This window comes from Thalassoroseus pseudoceratinae, from assembly GCF_011634775.1.
Classification (GTDB): Bacteria; Planctomycetota; Planctomycetia; order Planctomycetales; family Planctomycetaceae; genus Thalassoroseus; species Thalassoroseus pseudoceratinae.
Genome location: NZ_JAALXT010000002.1, coordinates 97404 through 115505, shown reverse-complemented (window position 1 = coordinate 115505; position 18102 = coordinate 97404). Strand labels below are relative to the sequence as shown.

Genomic DNA, 18102 nt, shown 5'->3' with positions numbered 1-18102 from the left:
AATTACAGCGACTTTGCCGGTTGAACCGGGTTTTATCGTTATGCCGAAGAAAACGTGCTCTCACAGTTCCGCCAGAAATCGACGATTCCGATTGATCTCCGCAGTCACAGCCGACGCGGTAGGCAAAATGGGAATTCCGCGCGGAACGGGGTGCATGAAGATTTCCGTCCAACCTTGGAAGTTGATGGTTTCCAAAGCAGACACGACCGGTCCGAAATTGAGTTCGCCGCGTGCGGGAAGTTGCAACAGTTCCTCCTCTTTCGGCAATTTCGTCATACAACCGTGCCCATGTTCCCAGGCGTAAAAGTGCAGCAACCGATCGCCCAGGTCTTCGATCAGTTTCCCCAACTGCTCTGGATTTTGCGGCAGGTGATACGGTGCCAACGCGATTCCCAATCGAGGTGACGGCGAGAACTCCGCCAACCATCGCAGCGAATCCGGCGATTCAATCAGGTTGTTCCCGTGGTTTTCGATCCCGATGGAATACCCATGTTCTTCCGCGATTTTCAGTTGCGGTTCGAGCTTCTTCACAAACGTTTTCACGGCTGACTTCAGCTCATCGCCTTTGAGGTTCTTCGGACCGGAACCGCCGGTGATCATCAATTTCACGCCGAATCGTTTGGCGAAGGCGGCGTCTTCACTGAGTCGAAACGGTCCCAACCGATAATGCGTGAGAATCCCCAACTTCACAGCGTGTTTGTCGAGTAACTCCGCGAAGGCGTCGTGCCCCATTTTCTCAATCTGTTCCCGTTGATCGCCATGCGGCAGCGGCCAAATATCGAGCACTTCGCTGCCGGTTTTCTTCACCTCGGGGAGAATCTCCGCGAGCGGCAATTTGCCATACATGCACGACGCCAACGCCCACTTCAACTGATACGACTTCGACTCCGCCGCGCTCCCGGAAACCGCCCCGGCAGCAAGAAGCCCGGCGGTAGCTCCCAAGAATTGGCGACGATTGAGCGGAGACAACGCTGAACGCAACATGACTCATTCCTCAGAGTTAGGAAAATCGAAGATGGATCGGCGACAGCCCTGCCTGCCGTGTTGAATGATGAAAGCTCGGTCCATTCTCAGGAAACTCACGCTCCGCTTGCAACCCTACGCCGACGCTTGCAGAATGATCGTACTTAGACTTTGAACACCACTCACAGGAGATTCACGATGTCTGATCGCTCCAGACGATTGCTCACCCGCGTTTGCACAACGGCGTGTCTCGTTGGTTTGTTGTCTTTGCAAGCACAAGCCGCGGGCAAGGACGGCGTGCTCGATCCTCAAAAAGCCGACGAAGATTTCGCCTACCAAGGCGAATACAGCGGCCGGATTACAGAAGACGGCTCCAAAGTCAAACTTGGTGTGCAAGTGATTGCGTTGGGAGACGGCAAATTTCGTGCGGTGGGTTATCCCGGCGGTTTGCCCGGCGAAGGTTGGGACGGGGAAAACACCGTGACATCAGAAGCCACACGCAACGGTCACAGCATTGTGTTCATCCAAGGCGATGGCCCGAAGGGCGTGCTGACGAAAGGCAAGTTGCGTATCGAAACCAATGACGGCTCCGTGATGGGTACGCTCAAGAAAGTGCACCGCAATAGCGTGACGCTCGGCGAGAAACCACCGAAGGGGGCCATTGTGCTTTATGGTGGCGAAGACGATGTGAAGAACTGGAAAAACGGGAAAGTTTCCGAAGACGGCTGGCTCCAACAGGGCACACAATCGAAGCAGACGTTCCAAGATCACACGCTGCACTTGGAGTTCTATCTGTCCTACATGCCCCATGCTCGCGGACAGGCTCGCAGCAATTCCGGGTGCTATCTCCAAGGTCGATACGAAGTGCAAATTCTCGATTCGTTCGGGCTCTCAGGCGAGAACAACGAATGCGGCGGGATTTACACGGTCAGCCAACCGCGGATCAACATGTGCTACCCGCCGTTAACTTGGCAGACCTACGATATCGACTTCACCGCCCCGAAATTCGATAGCACTGGCAAAAAGACCGCCAATGCCCGCATGACTGTTCGTCACAACGGTGTGCTGATTCAGAACGATGTCGAGATTCCCGGCCCAACCCGCGCGGCCCCGAACAAGGAAGACGCCAACGGCGGCCCGGTCTTCATCCAGAACCATGGCAACCCACTCCGCTTCCGCAACGTGTGGGTGATCGAAAAGTAAAGAATCGGGGAGAGAACGAACTTCTCCCCCGCGACTCACAACAGCAATCACGCCGCCTCTTCGTCGTCGTCCTCACCAACTCGGGCGACACGGAGGTTTGGCGTTTGCGATTCGGGTTTGTCTTCGAGCTTGAACCACTTGGCAACCTTGGCAAGCGTTTGCGGTCGGACTCGCTTGAGTTCCAACACCGCCATGGAACGCCCCTCAAGATGATATTCGAAGCCCTCAGGCAACCAGCGTTTCTTCGGACGCTGAACTTGGGTGTCGATCGTAGCTTGCCAATATTCGTCGGGGCCGTGTGCCGGCAACACGAAATTGACGTCAAAATGATGGGCATTCATCAATAGCAAAATCGTTTGCCCAACGATCGGACGGCCCTTTTCGTCGGTTTCGTGCATCATCTCGCCTTCGAGTTGCAACCCGAGACAGCGAGCACTCGCCGCTTGCCAATCGCGATCGGTCATCTCCCGCCCATCAGGCGCGATCCATTGAATGTCCGTCGCATCCGTCCCGCGAATTTCCCGACCTTGGAAGAAGTGTCGCCGTTTGAATACCGGCTGATCCCGCCAAAACTTGATCACTCGTTGTACGAATTGAAGCAATTCATTCTGCGGTTCGGTCAACTCCCAATCAAGCCAACTGATTTCGTTGTCTTGGCAATAGGCGTTGTTGTTGCCGCCTTGCGAATGGGCGAACTCGTCCCCCATACGGATCATCGGCACGCCCTGCGAAAGCAAAAGCGTCGTCAGGAAGTTCCGCATCTGCCGCGTACGGAGCCGGACAATTTCCTCGTCATCGGTCGGCCCTTCGGCACCACAGTTCCAACTGATGTTGTGGTTATCGCCGTCTTCACCGTTCTGCTGATTGGCGAGGTTATGTTTGTGGTTGTAGCTGACCAAATCGTTCAGGCTGAACCCATCATGACTGGTCACAAAGTTGATGCTCGCGTACGGTCGACGCCCGCTGTGTTCGTAGAGGTCACTCGACCCGCACAGTCGCGTCGCAAACTCGCTGACGGCGTGTCCGTCGCCTCGCCAAAACGAACGGACGGTATCACGATATCGGCCGTTCCATTCCGTCCACAGAACCGGGAAATTCCCGACCTGATAACCGCCCTCACCGAGATCCCACGGCTCCGCGATGAGCTTCACATTCGAGAGCACCGGGTCTTGATGGATAATATCGAAGAACGCCCCGAGTTTATCGACTTCGTGCAATTCCCGTGCGAGAGCACTACACAAGTCGAATCGGAACCCATCGACCCGCATTTCCAAAACCCAATACCGCAGACTATCCATGATGAGCTGCAACACACGCGGCGATTGCATGTTGAGCGTGTTGCCACAGCCGGTGTAGTCCATGTAATACCGCTCGTTTCCGGGCACGGTGCGGTAGTAACTGGCGTTATCCAACCCACGTAGCGAGATCGTCGGTCCGTTGTGGTTGCCCTCGCCGGTATGGTTGTAGACCACGTCGAGAATCACTTCGATTCCCGCGGCGTGCATTTTCTTGACCATCTTCTTGAATTCCCGGATCGCATTCCGGGGAGACTTGGTCGCGGCGAATCGCTGCTCCGGTGCGAAGAACGACATCGTGTTGTAACCCCAATAGTTACTCAGACCGTTCTCGACCAAATGCCGATCGTTCACACAATGATGCACCGGCATCAATTCGACGGCAGTGACGCCTAAGTCTTTCAGGTATTTGATGATCGGTTTCGACGCCAACCCCGCGTACGTTCCCCGCAGATGTTCAGGAACTTCCGGGTGACGCATTGTCATCCCCCGGACGTGGGCTTCGTAGATGATCGTGCGATGCCACGGTGTGCGGGGGCGTTTGTCTTTGCCCCAGCGAAACTTCGGGTTCGTCACCACACCCAAGGGAGCGCAATCGGCGTTGTCGCGGTCGTCGAAAGACAAATCGCCAGCCGGATCGCCAATTCGGTAACCGAACATCTTGTCGGACCAACGGATATCCCGCCCGATCGCCTTCGCGTACGGGTCCAACACGATTTTATTCGCATTGAAACGGTGTCCGTGCTCGGGCGCATACGGCCCGTGAATCCGGTAGCCGTAAAGCTGCCCTGGTTTGACATCCGGCAGATAGCCGTGCCAAACGATATCAGTTTGCTCCGCCAACGGGATACAATGACTTTCCCGTTGTGACGAAACCGAATCGAACAGACAAAGTTCGACCCGTGTTGCATGTTCCGAGAAAACGGCGAAATTGACGCCTTGCCCGTCGTATGTTGCCCCCAAAGGTGAGGGTCGCCCCGGCCAGACCCGCATCGCTGTGTCTCCCTACATCCTGACGGCCATAGAAGACTCCGACGCGCCAGCCGGAAAATCCCCCAACGGTCGCCTTTCGTTTCTTCCGGCCATTTCCTTTGAAATCGGCGACGTGGTCGAAGAGCTTGATCGTTCCACGTCGCTCACTCAACCACCGGCATCTTAGCTGTTCAGCAAATCCGCTGCAATCTGCGTTCAGTGGATTGAACGAATTAACATGTATTGATTGGTCACTGGTTTTGAAGTTCCTGTCCGCACAGGCTACGATGGGACAACTTGACCTCGACCACCAGGACACCTTCAGTCGTGGACCGCATGAGTGAAACCCCCGTCGCCCGGCAGATCGTCCTGATTGGAGGGGGTCATACCCATTTGCATATCGTCAATGCATGGCAAAAGAATCCAATTCCTCGGACCGAATTGACGCTGGTTTCCCCATTCGACCATTCCACGTACAGTGGAATGCTGCCGGGAGTGCTGGCTGGTCAGTACGACGATGCGGACATGAAAATCGACTTGCGGCGGCTCACCGAACGTTGCCATGTCAATTTGATCACCTCTCCGATGTCGGGATTGGATGCCGACGCTTCTCAGGTGCTGTTCGAGGACCGGCCTCCGTTGCGGTACCAGATCGCCTCCATCGGGATTGGCTCGGTTCCCAATGGTCAAGAGGTATGTCGGAAGCACCCGGAAGTCATTTCGATCAAGCCGATGCAAACGTTTCTCGACCGATTGGAAGATCAACTGACCGAGGACAGCGGCCACGGTGACGACGCCCCGGCATTGCAGGTGGCGATTGTCGGTGCCGGAGCCGCGGGTTTTGAAGTTGCCTGTTGCCTGGATGCCTTGCTCGATTCCCGCGCGATTGATGCCGAACTCACATTGTTCGACGCGGGCGAAACCATCCTGTCCGGTTTTCGCAGCCAAACCGTCGGTTATGGGATGCAAGTTCTGACCAAGAAAGGCATCCAGGTTCGGACGAATCATCGTGTCACGGACTACGTGGACGAGCAGTTAGAATTCGCGGATGGATCGAGACTCTCGGCCGACTTGATTCTCTGGACCGTTGCCGCCGCTCCGCCGCCAGTATTGGAGCAGGTTCAGTTACCCAAAGCCGATGACGGATTTCTCGCTGTCGAGACAACGCACCAGACGACTTCCGGACATCCTGTATTTGTTGTCGGTGATACGGCGACACGCGTGAGCAATCCGATTCCCAAAGCCGGTGTGTTCGCGGTCCGCGAAGGTCCAGTGCTCTGGGAGAACCTACAACGTCTCTCCCGCAAACTGCCGCCGCTGCCATATGAACCACAATCGAATTATCTGCGATTACTCAACACCGGTGATGGCCAAGCATTGATGGAATGGGGTCCGTTCTCGTTTCATCATCGCTGGATGTGGAAATGGAAAGACGCCATCGACCGCCGATTCATCAAAGAATTCCAGACGTAACGAAATACCGAACGCCCGAAACTCCACAATCACACATTCCCGAGATATGCCTCCGAAACCCGCCATCGCTCTGATTCCTCGCACGACATCGAACTGCCTCGATTTGGCAGTCGTGTATTTCGGGCGGAATTACTCGGTGCTCTTTGGCATGTGGATGCTGGTCGCATTGCCGGCGGCGTTGTTGGTTTATTTCCTCACACGATGGTGGGAACTTGATTGGCGATTCGCGATTGCGACCGTCTACTTTTCCAGTCTGGCGTTGAGCGTGCTTGTGATTAACGATGCCGTTCCCCGACTGTTCACCGAAGCCGACGGCTCAAGCGAGGATGAACCACGTTCGTCTCGCGGACTGTTCGGAGCCACCATGGTCTTGGTGATACTCGGTGTCGGAGGTGGTCTGCTAATTCGCAATATGGGCGATGCCTTTGGCCTTACAGTGAGTCTGCAACGCATCGGAGTCGCGACCGGTTTTTGTTCTGCGGGAGTGGCATTGTTGGTTCAGTCGAGCATCACCGTGGGGCGGTATCAACATTTGAGTTGGAGTATGGCTCGGGCGTTCTATCTGGGACTGTCCGTGCGAAGTTTGGCCGCTGTCGGACCGGCGTTGGTGCTGTTTCCCCCCGAAAGTTGGGTGATTCTCCTGGGACTCATTCTCTGCATTTGGCCGGGTGCATGGGTGCTGCTGCGAACCGGATTTAATTTCGAACGCACCTGCCTGAACCGCATCGATCCGAATTGGCAAGCCACGCATGTGAAGAAGATCGTCCGTAGCGAAGGAGCTGATCTTATCGCTCGGGCATTCTGGACGAACCTGTTTTGGCTGGGTTTAACGGCGTTGGCGTTCGTAACTTTGGACGCGATGATCTCGCTGCTTTTTCAAGTGCCGATTTTCTTCGGACGTGCCTTCACCGCCGAACTTTCCGCCGGACGAGCATTGGAATTACTGCGGTCGGACCCGCTCGTTCTGACCACGCTCACCGCGACCGCACTCCTAACGTGGCCGTTGGCTCGGATCGCGTGGTTGTTTACCTATCTCGACATCCGTGTGCGACGAGACTGCTGGGACCTCCAATTTCGAATGGCCGAAGAAAGCCAGCGACTTCGCACACAGGGTCTCGCTCGCTGATGTCCCGCCCGGTATAATATCGAGATGCCAAAACGCAGAGCCGATTTCTGGATCACTCATGAAATCTTGTAGTTGGACGTTCCTACAGCGATCAATTCTGGCGATTGGTTTGACGCTAATTGTCCACGAGACATTCGCCGACGATCTCTCCGAAACGGGGCCGCAACCGCCACAAGCTCGACGTGTGCGACGGACGGCGGAGGAAATCTTATCGTCTCCGGAGTTTCAGAATTTCGAGCGTCTCCGACGTGGCAGTTCAAGACGGCAGTCGATCGGTTCGGGGAGTGGACGTACTCGGCTACGGATGCGAACGGGATCGGGGGGGAGTCAGTCGGACTCGTCCTCGGGGCCTCAGAACTCGGACACTCGCCAACGACTTCCCGGCCCCGGCCAAAATGCTCCCCGCGAATTCGGTGGCAATGAACAACCCGGAGAGAACCGCGGCCCCAACGAACAACAGGGAACCGATCCCTTCGGCGGCAACACCCCCGATGGCCAGAACCCCGGCGAACTGGGCAACAACATCGGTGAGAATCTTGGGCGGAACGATTTTCCCGAGATCGACGACAACATCCCGAACCCCGCCGATCGCAACTTCGGCCAAGACAACCAACCCGGTGAGAACGCCAACGACAATCAGCCCGGAAACGCTGGCGGCCCCGGAGACGAAGACGACCCGCTCGGTGGTGAAAACAACACCGAGCCTAATGACGGATTGGACAATAATGCCGACAACCGGAATGGCAATCCGGCGGGCCCCGGGAATAACGGCGATAACCAAAACCCCAACGGCGGGGAAAACGGAGCAAACCAAAACCCCGCCGGCGACAACAATCCACGCGAGAACAATGAGCCGCTCCCGCCGGTTCGACAGAACAATCCCCCGGCTGAAAATCCACCACCTTCAGAGCCAATCAACGAACCGGACGAGGACGAACAGGAACTCGCGTCCCAATCGCCCGCGTCCAGCTCGTTTGCCGGATTCGTCGCAGGACTGTTTCACTTGTTGGCCTACGCGATTTTGGGTGTTGTCATCGGCTTGATTCTGTGGCTGATCATCAAAGCGATCAAGGATTTTGAACTGCCGACGAAACTCGATCATGAGCACGAAACCGGTGGCGATCTGCCGTCGAACGCCAACGAACCGGAGAACGCTCCCGGCGAACATCCGCCCGATGTGTATATTGCCAAAGCTCGTGAGTTGGCGGCGATAGGGAACTATCGCGACGCGATTGCTCAACTCACAATGGGCGCCATGAGCCGCATCGAACGGACCAACCGAATCCGCTACCGACGCGGTCTCACCATTCGCGATTACCTCCGAGCCTTACGCCAGAACAGAACCGAATACCAGGCGTTTCGGTCAATCGTGCGTGTGTTCGAGCCGATCAGCTTTGGCCGTCGTGAACCGACCAAAGCACTGTTCGAGAAAACTCTCGGCGGTTACGAAGCTGGTTTCGCAACCAGTATGGAGAACGGCGCTTAGTGCGTTGCGATTGGGATCCCTTCAACACTGACACCTGACAACCATGCCCACCTCGACCGGCAAAACTCCTTCGTTCCCCCGCAGTTCTTGGCTATGGTTGGTCGTGGTGTTGGGCGTGGCGAGCATGCACTTCTGGTTTCCCAATTTCTCGCCAGGCTCTGACTACGACAGCTACAGCACCAAAGCGGAAGGCAAACTGGCGTTCTATCGGTTGTTACGCGAGGAGGGTGAGAAACTCGGCTGGAAAGTGAAACGCTCGTTCTCGTCGCTCACCAAACGAGAACAATCGACGGGATTCGCACGCGGTTCGTTGCTGGCTCTGCTGGGACCAGGTCGCGAGCTGACTGCGGATGAATGGGACGCATTGCTCACGTGGATTCGCCAAGGGGGAACCCTGTTGGTTGCCGCCCGTGACGACTCGCCAGGCTTGTCGATCCCCGGTCTCGACATGCACGTCAGACCGCTCGAAGACGCCACCGCGGCCGACCGCTACGAAGACACCACCGGTGTGGTGCATACCAGTCTGATCGAGTTCGGTGATCTGTATTGGGAATCGTCGGCCTTTGTTGACGCACCCAATTCGCAAGCACTGATTGAATACAGTGGCTACAAACAGGCGGTGGTACAGGAAGTCGGACGGGGGCAAGTCATTTTGGTCGCGACCGATTTTCTGTTCTGGAACCAATCGCTCGCATGGGACGACAACCCCATCCTTGCGTTTGCCGTTCTGAAGACCGACCGTCACGACTACAACGCCGTCAACTCGCATCCGATCAAACGCGTGATGCTCGACGAATCTTTGAACGCTAGCAGCACACCGAAAGTGGTAGGGTTGCTGTTGGAACCGCCGTTGCGATCAGTCACGATTCAAGTCTTCGTGCTGGTGTTGCTGTTCGCTTGGTGGCGGAACCGCCGATTCGGACCGATCGAACCGGAAGCCTCGGCAGTTCGGCGAAATCTCGTCGATCACACCGATACCGTGGGAAGCCACGCGTGGAAGGCTCGCAGTTCCGGACGAATGGTGGAGGCGTATCTCAGCCATCTTCGTCAGGAACTCAAACTTGGCACGATGCACGGTCACGAAGACCGTGTGCTGGAACCGATCGCCCGCCGGCTAAACCGTCCGGTGTCTAAGGTTCAGCGATTGCTCGAACAGGCGGAGAAAGCCACGCAGATGCCGAAGTTGCCTCGCAAGACCGCCGCAGAAGTCATCCGCCGCTTGGCGATGATCCACCGAGCGTCGCGGCCACAAGTCGGAAGTCCGGACGGCGAGTAGTCTCGTTGCCAACGACCGACGTTTTCTCACCGACTGCTACGACTCAGCGACCGACCGTGCACTTCTTCCCATTCGCTGAGGTCCGCCCATTCATCGGGAACTTCAGCGACTGGTTCCGTGGCGACCATGTCTTCCTTGGGTTCGCTTTGCAGCAGGTAACTGCCGTCTTCGGTCAGATCGAAGAATTGACGAAACCACAACATCTCGGCTACGTTCGGCTGCGGTGAGAACAAACGAATCTCGATGCCTTTTTCCTGCCAATCGTACAACATGCCGAAGAATCCGCTGGGGATGTACTTCACGAACTGCATGTTGACACCCAACCGCCGCACGCCTTCACTCTCGACTTGCTCGGACAGCGTATCCCGCAGCAACGCCAAGTCCGCACCATCCCAAATCTCGATTTCTCCCAAATCGAGAACGGTTGTTTTGTTCCAAAGATGAATCGTCATACGCTTTTTGCGGCGTGAGGCCATTGGCTGTTGTCTCCTCGTGTCTGTCATTGAAAGATTGCTATCCGGAAGCATCCGCGGACATCCGCGGGGGATTCTCAGGACAACCGAAGACAACACCTTGGAAATGCAAAGAGCGGACCGGAAACCGACACCACTTCAAAATAAATTTGAACACACGCCGTAACACCAAACCCATCAACATGTTCCGCTGAATACTGCACGCGAGCACCGTTCGAGGTTTTGAACATTCATGTTTCCGACTTCAAACATGCCACCGAAGATGTTGTGTTTGCACAACATGCGTTGTCGGGGATCATCAGAAACGCAAGAGCTTCCCAAGGTTCAACGAGTCTGCCCGAAAACCATCGACAGACGGTTCACGGATCCGTAGAGTGAACACAATTCGGGCCGACCACTCACAGGAGAAATACAATGCAGCGGGTAACTCGTTGGATCAGTCGCATTGGTGTTGGTGTGCTCTTTCTGGTTGCTGCAGGCATTGTGACTGCTGAGGAAGTTCAACTGATCAACGGCGACCGGATTACCGGCAGTGTCGTATCGCTTTCCGAAAAGTCGCTCACACTCAAGAGCGACTTGCTGGGAAAGATCATCATCCCTCGAGACAAAGTCGGTGCCATCTACCTGGGGGATGTGAAACCACCCGCCCAAACGAATCCGGCTCCGCAACCCGAATCGCCGACATCGATGTCCACCGTGAAAACGCCGGAGGACATCATCGACCAACTCACCGGTCGTGCCGTTCCCGGTCAAAAAGGAGCGTCTCCCGACGATGTGATTCAGCAACTCCAACGGGGTGGCACGATCGCCCCGAAAGATTTGCAGGACATTCAGCAAGCGTTCCCACTGCTGGCTGCACCGGAAGCACAGTCGTACTTCAACGACATGGTTGGTGGCTTGATGACCGGTCGCAAGAATCTCGGGGATCTTCGTAAAGACGCGATCACCTCCCGTGATGCCCTCGAAGACCTGAAGAAAGACCTCGGTCCCGATGGTGCGGCTCTCAACGGATATCTCAGCATCTTGAATCGCTTCATCAACGAAACCGAACCACCGCAGAACAAATCATCAAGCAAACCACCCGCGACCGACGAGCAACCCAAATCTCCCGCTCGTTTTCCAGCGGTCGAGCCACCCTCAACAGACAACTGACAAACCATGCAACACGGACCGTGGAAGATTTTGCAGCAACGCCCCATTCATGCCGACCCGTGGGTCACGTTGAGACAGGATGACGTAATTCGTCCCGATGGCGAACCCGGAACTTACACCGTGGTGTACGTCAAACCTGGCGTGTGTGTGTTGGCAGTCGATGACGAACAAAACGTGTATCTCACCGAGGAATTCCACTACGGTGTGGGTCGCGACACGCTCGAAGCTGTCAGCGGGGGCACAGAAGCCAACGAAGACACACGCCAAACCGCCGCTCGTGAACTTCAGGAAGAAATCGGAGTCGTCGCGTCAAGCCTCGTCAAACTTGGCACGGTCGATCCGCTCACGTCGTGTCTTGTCTCACCGACGGAGTTGTATTTGGCTCAAGGGCTGCAATTTGTCGACCCATCTCCGGAAGGTACGGAAGTGATTCGACGCGTGAAAGTCCCGTTGGCCGAAGCGGTGGAGAAGGTGCTTATCGGCGAGATCACGCACGGCCCGAGTTGCGTCCTGATTTTGAAAACCCACCTCACGTTCACCAACCAATAATGTCTCAACGGTCTGGTTGCACACGCGGCACGTCGGGAATGGTTGAGAAGTGTTCGGTTGCGATTTTCCACGTCTTGCCATCATTCCGCAGAATGAATGTGCCACGCGACTGCAAAACGAATTTCATCTGAGTTTCTTTGAGTCGAACATTCGCCCGGTAACGAAACGTCGCCCACGCCACGGAGTCTTGGCGTTTCTGGGTGAGAATCGTGACGGACACGCGATCGAAGACCAACTCCTCGAATGCCCCTTCGAACATTTTCCGAATCTGCTCCGGTCCTTGACGAACATGACCCAGCGACTCGATCGCCAGAGTCTCTGGACCGTCGTCGTAAAACTGCATCATGCGATCGACGTTTGAAGTCTTCCAAGCGGCCGCCCATTGCCGAAGAAACGTTTCCGCAACCGTTGGCTCAGCGGCGTTGATGTCGGCCACAGAGCCAACCAAGAGGACTGTAAACACAAAGCAACGGAACCACTTCATAACTGACTCGATTGCTGGGTTCGTTCTTGACCACAAGGAGTTCGGGCATCCAAGCGATCGCAAACCGTTCGCAACTTCGCAGCGGTTTGCGAAAGTGGATTCAGGGGCATGGTATCGCAGCAACGTATTCGTTGGACGAAAGAGCTGTCGCAATACCGTGGCAGGTCGACGTCCACCAGCATTCGCCAGTGGACGGATCGTCCTCATCACTAGGATATCATTTTTTCCCTGCACTGGCGTCTTCAAGGGACTTGATAAACGCTAGTACGTCGGCCAGTTGTTGCTTCGTGATGTCTTTCTCGAGTCCCTCGGGCATCAGAGATTTGCCACTGGATTTCAGCAAATCGATCGCATCACGGGGCACGGTTTCTTCCTTGCCTTCCGGCTGTCGCAGGGTGATCGCAGTAGCCGTTTCCGCAACGACAATGCCGGTAAAGACCCGCCCGTCCACGGTAATGAGATTGTACGAAGTGTAATTCGGCTGACGTTCACGGTTCGGATCAAGAATACTGATCAGCAAGTCATCCAGCGACTTGTTCTTGATGGAGATCAAATCCGGGCCCACATTGTGACCGGCTCCGTCGGCGCGGTGACATTGCGAGCAACGCTTCATATACACCTCGCGACCCGCTTTCGCATTGCCCACAAGTTCCACGACTCCTTGCCAATCAGCGATGACTTTGTCGCGGTCGCCAGTTGGTTCGGCTTTCAACAGTCGGGCGGCGAGACTACGAACCGACTTGGTCGGATGCTCTCGCAACGATTCTTGCTGAGTACGGGAAAGGTCGGTCCGCGAAATGTCGTTGTCCTGAACGGCTTTCAACATCGCCAACGTTGCATCGGTTTGTGAGAGGAACTCACTCACTGCCATCTCCCGCACACTTGGGCTTAATCCCCCCCAATTTTTCAGAACGGTGGAGGTAGAATCGGAATCCTGGTGCTGCACCAAAGAAGCGATTGCGGCCCGTTGCAAACCTTGCGGGGTCGCGGGGGTGAGCAATGAACCCAAAGCTTTTCGAATCGTCTTCGACACAGACAGCCCGAGAAGTTCCGTCGCGGCGATGCGTTCCGCCAGGGGAGCATCGGTGTCGCGTGCCGTCTTTCCGGCTTCGCGGAATAGCGTATCCACGGCTTTTCGCACGTCGTCGGTGGCCGCATCAGATTGCAGCACCTTGGCCAACGTTTGCCGACGTTGCCCCAAACCGGTGGCAATGGCAACGAGTGTGCCACGTTGCAATCCACGATCGGCGGCGTTCTTCGGTTCCCAAGACGTGACCCGCGAAAGCCAATTCAAAGTACCCGTGTTGTCGTCGAGTGCAGTCGCCGTTTGCATGAGTTTTGGCAACAGAGATTTCGGATTGAGTGGTTTACCGAGCACCTCCGCTTTGTGATTTTGAGCGGCTGTCATCAACAAATTCAACATCGCATCGGCATGCATGGGAACCGAGGACAAGACCGCTTTGGCGACATCACCACTTTCGTTCGCCGCCATCAACGCCAACAACCCCGTGGATGCACTGAGCGAATCCACATCACCCAGCGTGAAAGCAAGTTGTCGCCGAACACGCACTGAGGAATCTTCCATCAGCTCAGCGATGGCGTCCGCAGTCAACACTTCCGCCGTGGCAATTTTGGTGGCGTATTCCCGAACGGCTGGGTGCGAGTCTTTCAGCGATTTCGCAAGCATCGCAGCATCGGCACCACCAATGCGATCCAACGTAGCCAAGATCTGCACGCGACCGGCTGGATTCTCTGTTTTCGAGAACTGCGTCTTCAACAGTTGTGAAATCTCGGCACTCGTTGATTGATCCGCCTGCTGCCACAACAGTCGTGCGGCGGTTTCCCGATTCCAACTATTGTCGGAAGCAAGTTCCGCGACGAGTTCCTCCCGCGAAAGTTTGCTGAGATCCTTCGGAGTTTGTCGCTTCCAATTCGGCGGCGTGATCCGGTAAATCCGTCCGCGATCGTGTCCGCTTTCCAAATCGAGAAACGCTTTGATGTCTTCCGGGATGGAGTAAGGGTGTTCGATTGTTTCACGATACATGTCGAGCACGTACAGCGAACCATCGGGGGCGTTCACAAAATTCACCGGTCGAAACCACGTGTCGGTCGAGGTAATGAATTCCGTGTTCTGATCCGCGCGGGTGGCAATGAAGCTGACACCGTTTGGCGTCAACGTTTTGCGGTGAATCAGGTTGCCGCCTACGTCTCCGATGAAGGCGTTGCCATGATATTCCTCAGGGTATGCATCACCTCGATAAATTGTGACACCGGTTGCCGATGTGAAAAACCCGGTTGGCACGAGTTCGGTTTTCGCGACTCGTTTGACGAAATTCGGGTCGGATGCCCGTCGGCGTGTTCGCACGATCCGCCATGGTTCAGCGGGACTCCGACGAAACACTGGGGCAGCCGCCCCTTCTTTCGCAATCGTGCGGATCGATCCCGATGCACTGACCAACGGGTTTCGTTCGAGGTACGCCACTTCAGTCACAACATGCTGAATGTGGTTACTGTTGCTGCACACGAAGCGATTGCCGAAGTCGTCAAAAGAATGGCCGAATTGCCCGCCACCGGTGACGGCGTCGAGTTTCTCGGTTTTGGGATCGAATCGAAAATCGCGAGCCCCGAGCGTAATCAGCTTTTCTCCGCGATGGCTCAGGTCTGCACCACTGCGTCCGCCAGCTGCCCAAATACGATGATCGAGCCCCCACTTCATGTTGTTGGCAAGAGCTTGCACATTCGTGCGTTTGAATCCGGAGTAAACAATTTCTTTGACATCGGCGATGTCGTCGCCATCGGTGTCTTCAAAGTAATACAAGTTTGGCGGAGCCAACAGAAACACGCCGTCACCGAAGCAACACACCGATTGCGGCCAACTCACGCCGTCGGCGAAAATCGTGCTTTTGTCCATCACGCCGTCGCCATCGGTGTCTTTCAGCAGACGAACCGTGCCGGCGTTGCGTTTGCCGAGCCCCTTGGGGCACTGCTGGCGTTTTTCCTCCGAGTACGGATAGCCATGCATCTCGGCGACGTACATCCAACCGTGTTCGTCGAAACACGCGTCGACGGGGTCTGCAACCATCGGCTCAGACGCCACCAATTCAAGCTGGAAGCCTTTTTCGATATTGAATGTTTTCATTGCGTCTTCCGCTTCCACAGGGGGAAGACGCTTCATGACCGACGCCAAATCCTCGTCGGCGGCAACACTTACAGTTGGGACAAAAAGTCGCGTTAGCACTCCCAATAAAACCAAACGGAGAGCAGTTAATGGCAATTCACGAGCAAGCATCACGTCGATTGTTCCATGCAACGAAAGAGAAGAACAGAGGGCATTGATCAACGGTTGTTGATCAGTCTTCCTCAAGATACAAACTTTCGGCAGGAAAAACAGGTCCCTCAACGCAGGTTCGACGATAATCCCAATCTCCATCGGCTTGACGGACCCGAGTCACGCAGCTGAAACACGCTCCAAATCCGCACGCCATTGGGGTTTCCAGCGACAACCAACACGCCACGTTATGTTCGGCACACAATTTCGCGGTCGCGGCCATCATCGGTTCGGGACCGCAGCAGTAGACGCGGTCGGGTGGATCGTCCGAGGTCAGTGCTTCTTTGACCAAATCTGTGACGAAACCATGATGGCCCGCCGACCCGTCATCGGTCGCCAACCGCAATTCCAATCCGTCGATGGTGAAATCCTTCACGCCGGCTAAATAATCCGCCGACCGCACACCGTAATACATCCCGACTTGCCGAGGGAGCAGCGAAAGCTCACGGTCTTCACCGCCGTACTTCCGCAATCCCAACGCCTCGCGAACGACCGCCAAGAACGGTGTCTGCCCGATTCCGCCTGCCACGCAAAGCAGGCTCTCGCAATCGGGCGTCGGAAACCCATTCCCGAGCGGCCCCCACAATTCCACCGGTTGACCAGGTTTCCAGTCGGCCATCAGCGACGTGAGTTTTCCGACCACGACATAACCGAAATCGACGCCCATCGGTTGGCCGTCTTTTTCATAGACATCGAACAACGCGAACGGACGGCCCAGCAGCGGATCCGTACGGCCTGGGGCGTGCACCATAAAAAACTGCCCCGGCAGAATCTGCCCGGCAATGTCCGGACACTGAATCCGCAACCGATACGTATCCTTCGCCATCGGCTCATGAGCCACCACCGTGGCCAGTGTTTGTCGAGCCGTGGGAACCAAACCAGGCAATGTGCTCATCGAAATATCCGTCATGATTTCCGTAGGGTGCGTGCAGCGAAGCGAACCGCACCATCGCCGGACCAGGGGCCAGAGTCAAGGGACCAATAGCCGGAGTTGGATTATCTAAGAATTGTCGTGCCACTTTGCCAGCAATCAATCGGTATCAACCCAGGAGGCGATCCGTTCGCCGGGCTGCAGGTCTTTGCATCGATAATGAAAGACTGTGCCAAGACTGACCTCAAGTTTCTCGGCCGCAATTGCAAAATCTTTATCTTCAGCCTGAATTCCAGTGAAAAAAGCTCCGCAACCGCAACCGCATGAACCCATTTCAAAAAACTGAGGATGGTGGAAATCGACATCACAATTGATGTGATAAACGTCTGTGAAGACGAGTTCCACCTCGTGATGATAGGTAAGGTCATTGTCTCCGATGACCAGCAGCCGAGATCCGTCGAAGTGCTGAATTCGGTAATCCCACAGTTTTAAACGATTCACATCTTCGAGTGTCGACATATCGACCTACGGCTTTCTTCGCCCCCGCCGCCCCGATGACTTCATCGACGAGTGTTTGGAACCTGTACTCTTGCCTGATGACTTGCGGCCGCCGCCTTTTTTGCCAGTCGGTTTGCGTTTGCCACTGGTTGGTTTCTTCGAACCGCCGGAACGGTTCGCCTTCTGACGCTGCACGAGTTTTTTGAGGTCTTCGAGTTCACCTTCCCGCAACGGACGATATTTGCCCATACCGAGATTGCCAAGCTTGACCGGACCGAAGGTGACGCGTTGCAGTTTCATCACCTTGTGACCGACGCGGGCGAACAGGCGGCGGATTTCGCGGTTGCGGCCTTGGCGGAGTTCGATTTCCAGAATCGTACTGTTGCCTTGCCCACGGACGCGTTCAATGTGGTTGACGAAAAATTTCCCTTCGTTGAACCACACACCCTCGCGGAGCTGCTTGAACGTTTCCGCGTTCGGTTTGCCGGCGACATGTACCTGGTAACGCCGTGGCACCGCATACCGGGGATGAGCCAACCGATTGGCCAGTTCACCATCATTGGTGATCAGCAACAAACCAAGACTGTTTTCATCGAGCCGACCGACCGAAAACAGACGGGCATCGTCGGCGATCAAGTCCACCGCTCTGGGGCGACCGCCAGGATCGTGATTCGTGCACACATAACCCGGCGGCTTGTGCAGCACGTAGTACTTCTTCTTTTCCTGCTTGATGCGTTCGCCATCGACTGCGACGGTTTGCGATCGCGGATCGACCTTCACCCCAAGATCAACTGCGGGCTTTCCGTCAATCGTGACACGCCCATCGGTAATGTACTCTTCGCACTTCCGCCGCGAACCAAAACCGGCGGCAGCGAGAAATTTTTGTAAGCGAATCTGCAGTTCGTCATCGTCGTTCGACAATGCAGATTCAATCGGACCAACCATTGGAATTT

General features: G+C 55.6%; 15 protein-coding genes. 7 read left to right on the top strand and 8 right to left on the bottom strand.

Going from position 1 to position 18102, the window contains the following annotated elements:
- Nucleotides 1–60 precede the first annotated feature (60 nt).
- Nucleotides 61–984 carry a sugar phosphate isomerase/epimerase family protein gene (locus tag G6R38_RS06055; protein WP_166821457.1) on the bottom strand — a complete coding sequence of 308 codons (924 nt, stop codon included), beginning with the start codon at nt 982–984 and terminating at the stop codon, nt 61–63.
- A gap of 177 nt (nt 985–1161) precedes the next feature.
- Here G6R38_RS06055 and G6R38_RS06050 point away from each other — a divergent pair, with 177 nt between their 5' ends.
- Nucleotides 1162–2166 (top strand): 3-keto-disaccharide hydrolase, encoded by a 1005-nt coding sequence (locus G6R38_RS06050; protein WP_166821454.1) that lies wholly within the window; start codon nt 1162–1164, stop codon nt 2164–2166.
- Nucleotides 2167–2213: 47 nt separating this feature from the next.
- Here the strand turns inward: G6R38_RS06050 and glgX are convergent, their stop codons facing one another.
- On the bottom strand, nt 2214–4454 hold the full coding sequence (glgX, locus tag G6R38_RS06045) for a glycogen debranching protein GlgX (RefSeq protein ID WP_166821450.1): 2241 nt from the start codon (nt 4452–4454) through the stop codon (nt 2214–2216).
- Between the two features lie 315 nt (nt 4455–4769).
- On the opposite strand from glgX, the gene G6R38_RS06040 reads away from it, so the two are divergent.
- From G6R38_RS06040 to G6R38_RS06025, 4 genes are read left to right on the top strand one after another with little or no spacing between them, the layout of a single operon-like run.
- Nucleotides 4770–5906 carry an FAD-dependent oxidoreductase gene (locus G6R38_RS06040; RefSeq protein WP_166821446.1) on the top strand — a complete coding sequence of 379 codons (1137 nt, stop codon included), beginning with the start codon at nt 4770–4772 and terminating at the stop codon, nt 5904–5906.
- A 46-nt stretch (nt 5907–5952) separates the two neighbouring features.
- A complete protein-coding gene (locus tag G6R38_RS06035) occupies nt 5953–7032 on the top strand; it encodes a hypothetical protein (protein ID WP_166821442.1) in 1080 nt (359 codons plus the stop codon).
- Between the two features lie 58 nt (nt 7033–7090).
- A complete protein-coding gene (locus G6R38_RS06030; protein ID WP_166821439.1) occupies nt 7091–8518 on the top strand; it encodes a DUF4129 domain-containing protein in 1428 nt (475 codons plus the stop codon).
- Nucleotides 8519–8561: 43 nt separating this feature from the next.
- Nucleotides 8562–9794 (top strand): DUF4350 domain-containing protein, encoded by a 1233-nt coding sequence (locus G6R38_RS06025; protein WP_166821436.1) that lies wholly within the window; start codon nt 8562–8564, stop codon nt 9792–9794.
- Between the two features lie 26 nt (nt 9795–9820).
- Here the strand turns inward: G6R38_RS06025 and G6R38_RS06020 are convergent, their stop codons facing one another.
- Nucleotides 9821–10270: an STAS domain-containing protein gene (locus G6R38_RS06020; RefSeq protein ID WP_166821434.1), complete on the bottom strand. Its 450-nt coding sequence runs from the start codon at nt 10268–10270 to the stop codon at nt 9821–9823.
- Nucleotides 10271–10681: 411 nt separating this feature from the next.
- Here G6R38_RS06020 and G6R38_RS06015 point away from each other — a divergent pair, with 411 nt between their 5' ends.
- Nucleotides 10682–11419, top strand: coding sequence for a hypothetical protein (locus tag G6R38_RS06015; protein ID WP_166821431.1), 738 nt, complete (start codon nt 10682–10684; stop codon nt 11417–11419).
- Between the two features lie 6 nt (nt 11420–11425).
- Entirely contained in the window at nt 11426–11968 is a 543-nt protein-coding gene (locus G6R38_RS06010; protein WP_166821428.1) for an NUDIX domain-containing protein, read from the top strand.
- A 4-nt stretch (nt 11969–11972) separates the two neighbouring features.
- On the opposite strand, the gene G6R38_RS06005 is transcribed toward G6R38_RS06010, so the two are convergent.
- From G6R38_RS06005 to G6R38_RS05985, 5 genes are all read right to left on the bottom strand, one after another.
- The gene (locus tag G6R38_RS06005; RefSeq protein ID WP_166821425.1) at nt 11973–12452 is read right to left on the bottom strand and encodes a YybH family protein; all 480 of its coding nucleotides are present in this window, start codon (nt 12450–12452) and stop codon (nt 11973–11975) included.
- A 217-nt stretch (nt 12453–12669) separates the two neighbouring features.
- Complete coding sequence (locus G6R38_RS06000) at nt 12670–15741, bottom strand: PVC-type heme-binding CxxCH protein (RefSeq protein ID WP_166821422.1); 3072 nt, start codon at nt 15739–15741, stop codon at nt 12670–12672.
- A gap of 61 nt (nt 15742–15802) precedes the next feature.
- Entirely contained in the window at nt 15803–16675 is an 873-nt protein-coding gene (locus tag G6R38_RS05995; RefSeq protein WP_240928091.1) for a dihydroorotate dehydrogenase electron transfer subunit, read from the bottom strand.
- 135 nt (nt 16676–16810) lie between these two features.
- Entirely contained in the window at nt 16811–17170 is a 360-nt protein-coding gene (locus G6R38_RS05990; RefSeq protein ID WP_166821416.1) for a hypothetical protein, read from the bottom strand.
- A gap of 6 nt (nt 17171–17176) precedes the next feature.
- Nucleotides 17177–18094 carry a pseudouridine synthase gene (locus G6R38_RS05985; RefSeq protein ID WP_206028487.1) on the bottom strand — a complete coding sequence of 306 codons (918 nt, stop codon included), beginning with the start codon at nt 18092–18094 and terminating at the stop codon, nt 17177–17179.
- Between the last annotated feature and the right edge of the window lie 8 nt (nt 18095–18102).

Excerpts from the sequence above, each read along its gene's own strand:
- G6R38_RS06055 (WP_166821457.1), bottom strand. The coding sequence starts at position 984 with ATGTTGCGTTCAGCGTTGTCTCCGCTCAATCGTCGCCAATTCTTGGGA.
- G6R38_RS06050 (WP_166821454.1), top strand. The coding sequence starts at position 1,162 with ATGTCTGATCGCTCCAGACGATTGCTCACCCGCGTTTGCACAACGGCG.
- glgX (WP_166821450.1), bottom strand. The coding sequence starts at position 4,454 with ATGCGGGTCTGGCCGGGGCGACCCTCACCTTTGGGGGCAACATACGAC.
- G6R38_RS06040 (WP_166821446.1), top strand. The coding sequence starts at position 4,770 with ATGAGTGAAACCCCCGTCGCCCGGCAGATCGTCCTGATTGGAGGGGGT.
- G6R38_RS06035 (WP_166821442.1), top strand. The coding sequence starts at position 5,953 with ATGCCTCCGAAACCCGCCATCGCTCTGATTCCTCGCACGACATCGAAC.
- G6R38_RS06030 (WP_166821439.1), top strand. The coding sequence starts at position 7,091 with ATGAAATCTTGTAGTTGGACGTTCCTACAGCGATCAATTCTGGCGATT.
- G6R38_RS06025 (WP_166821436.1), top strand. The coding sequence starts at position 8,562 with ATGCCCACCTCGACCGGCAAAACTCCTTCGTTCCCCCGCAGTTCTTGG.
- G6R38_RS06020 (WP_166821434.1), bottom strand. The coding sequence starts at position 10,270 with ATGGCCTCACGCCGCAAAAAGCGTATGACGATTCATCTTTGGAACAAA.
- G6R38_RS06015 (WP_166821431.1), top strand. The coding sequence starts at position 10,682 with ATGCAGCGGGTAACTCGTTGGATCAGTCGCATTGGTGTTGGTGTGCTC.
- G6R38_RS06010 (WP_166821428.1), top strand. The coding sequence starts at position 11,426 with ATGCAACACGGACCGTGGAAGATTTTGCAGCAACGCCCCATTCATGCC.
- G6R38_RS06005 (WP_166821425.1), bottom strand. The coding sequence starts at position 12,452 with ATGAAGTGGTTCCGTTGCTTTGTGTTTACAGTCCTCTTGGTTGGCTCT.
- G6R38_RS06000 (WP_166821422.1), bottom strand. The coding sequence starts at position 15,741 with ATGCTTGCTCGTGAATTGCCATTAACTGCTCTCCGTTTGGTTTTATTG.
- G6R38_RS05995 (WP_240928091.1), bottom strand. The coding sequence starts at position 16,675 with ATGAGCACATTGCCTGGTTTGGTTCCCACGGCTCGACAAACACTGGCC.
- G6R38_RS05990 (WP_166821416.1), bottom strand. The coding sequence starts at position 17,170 with ATGTCGACACTCGAAGATGTGAATCGTTTAAAACTGTGGGATTACCGA.
- G6R38_RS05985 (WP_206028487.1), bottom strand. The coding sequence starts at position 18,094 with ATGGTTGGTCCGATTGAATCTGCATTGTCGAACGACGATGACGAACTG.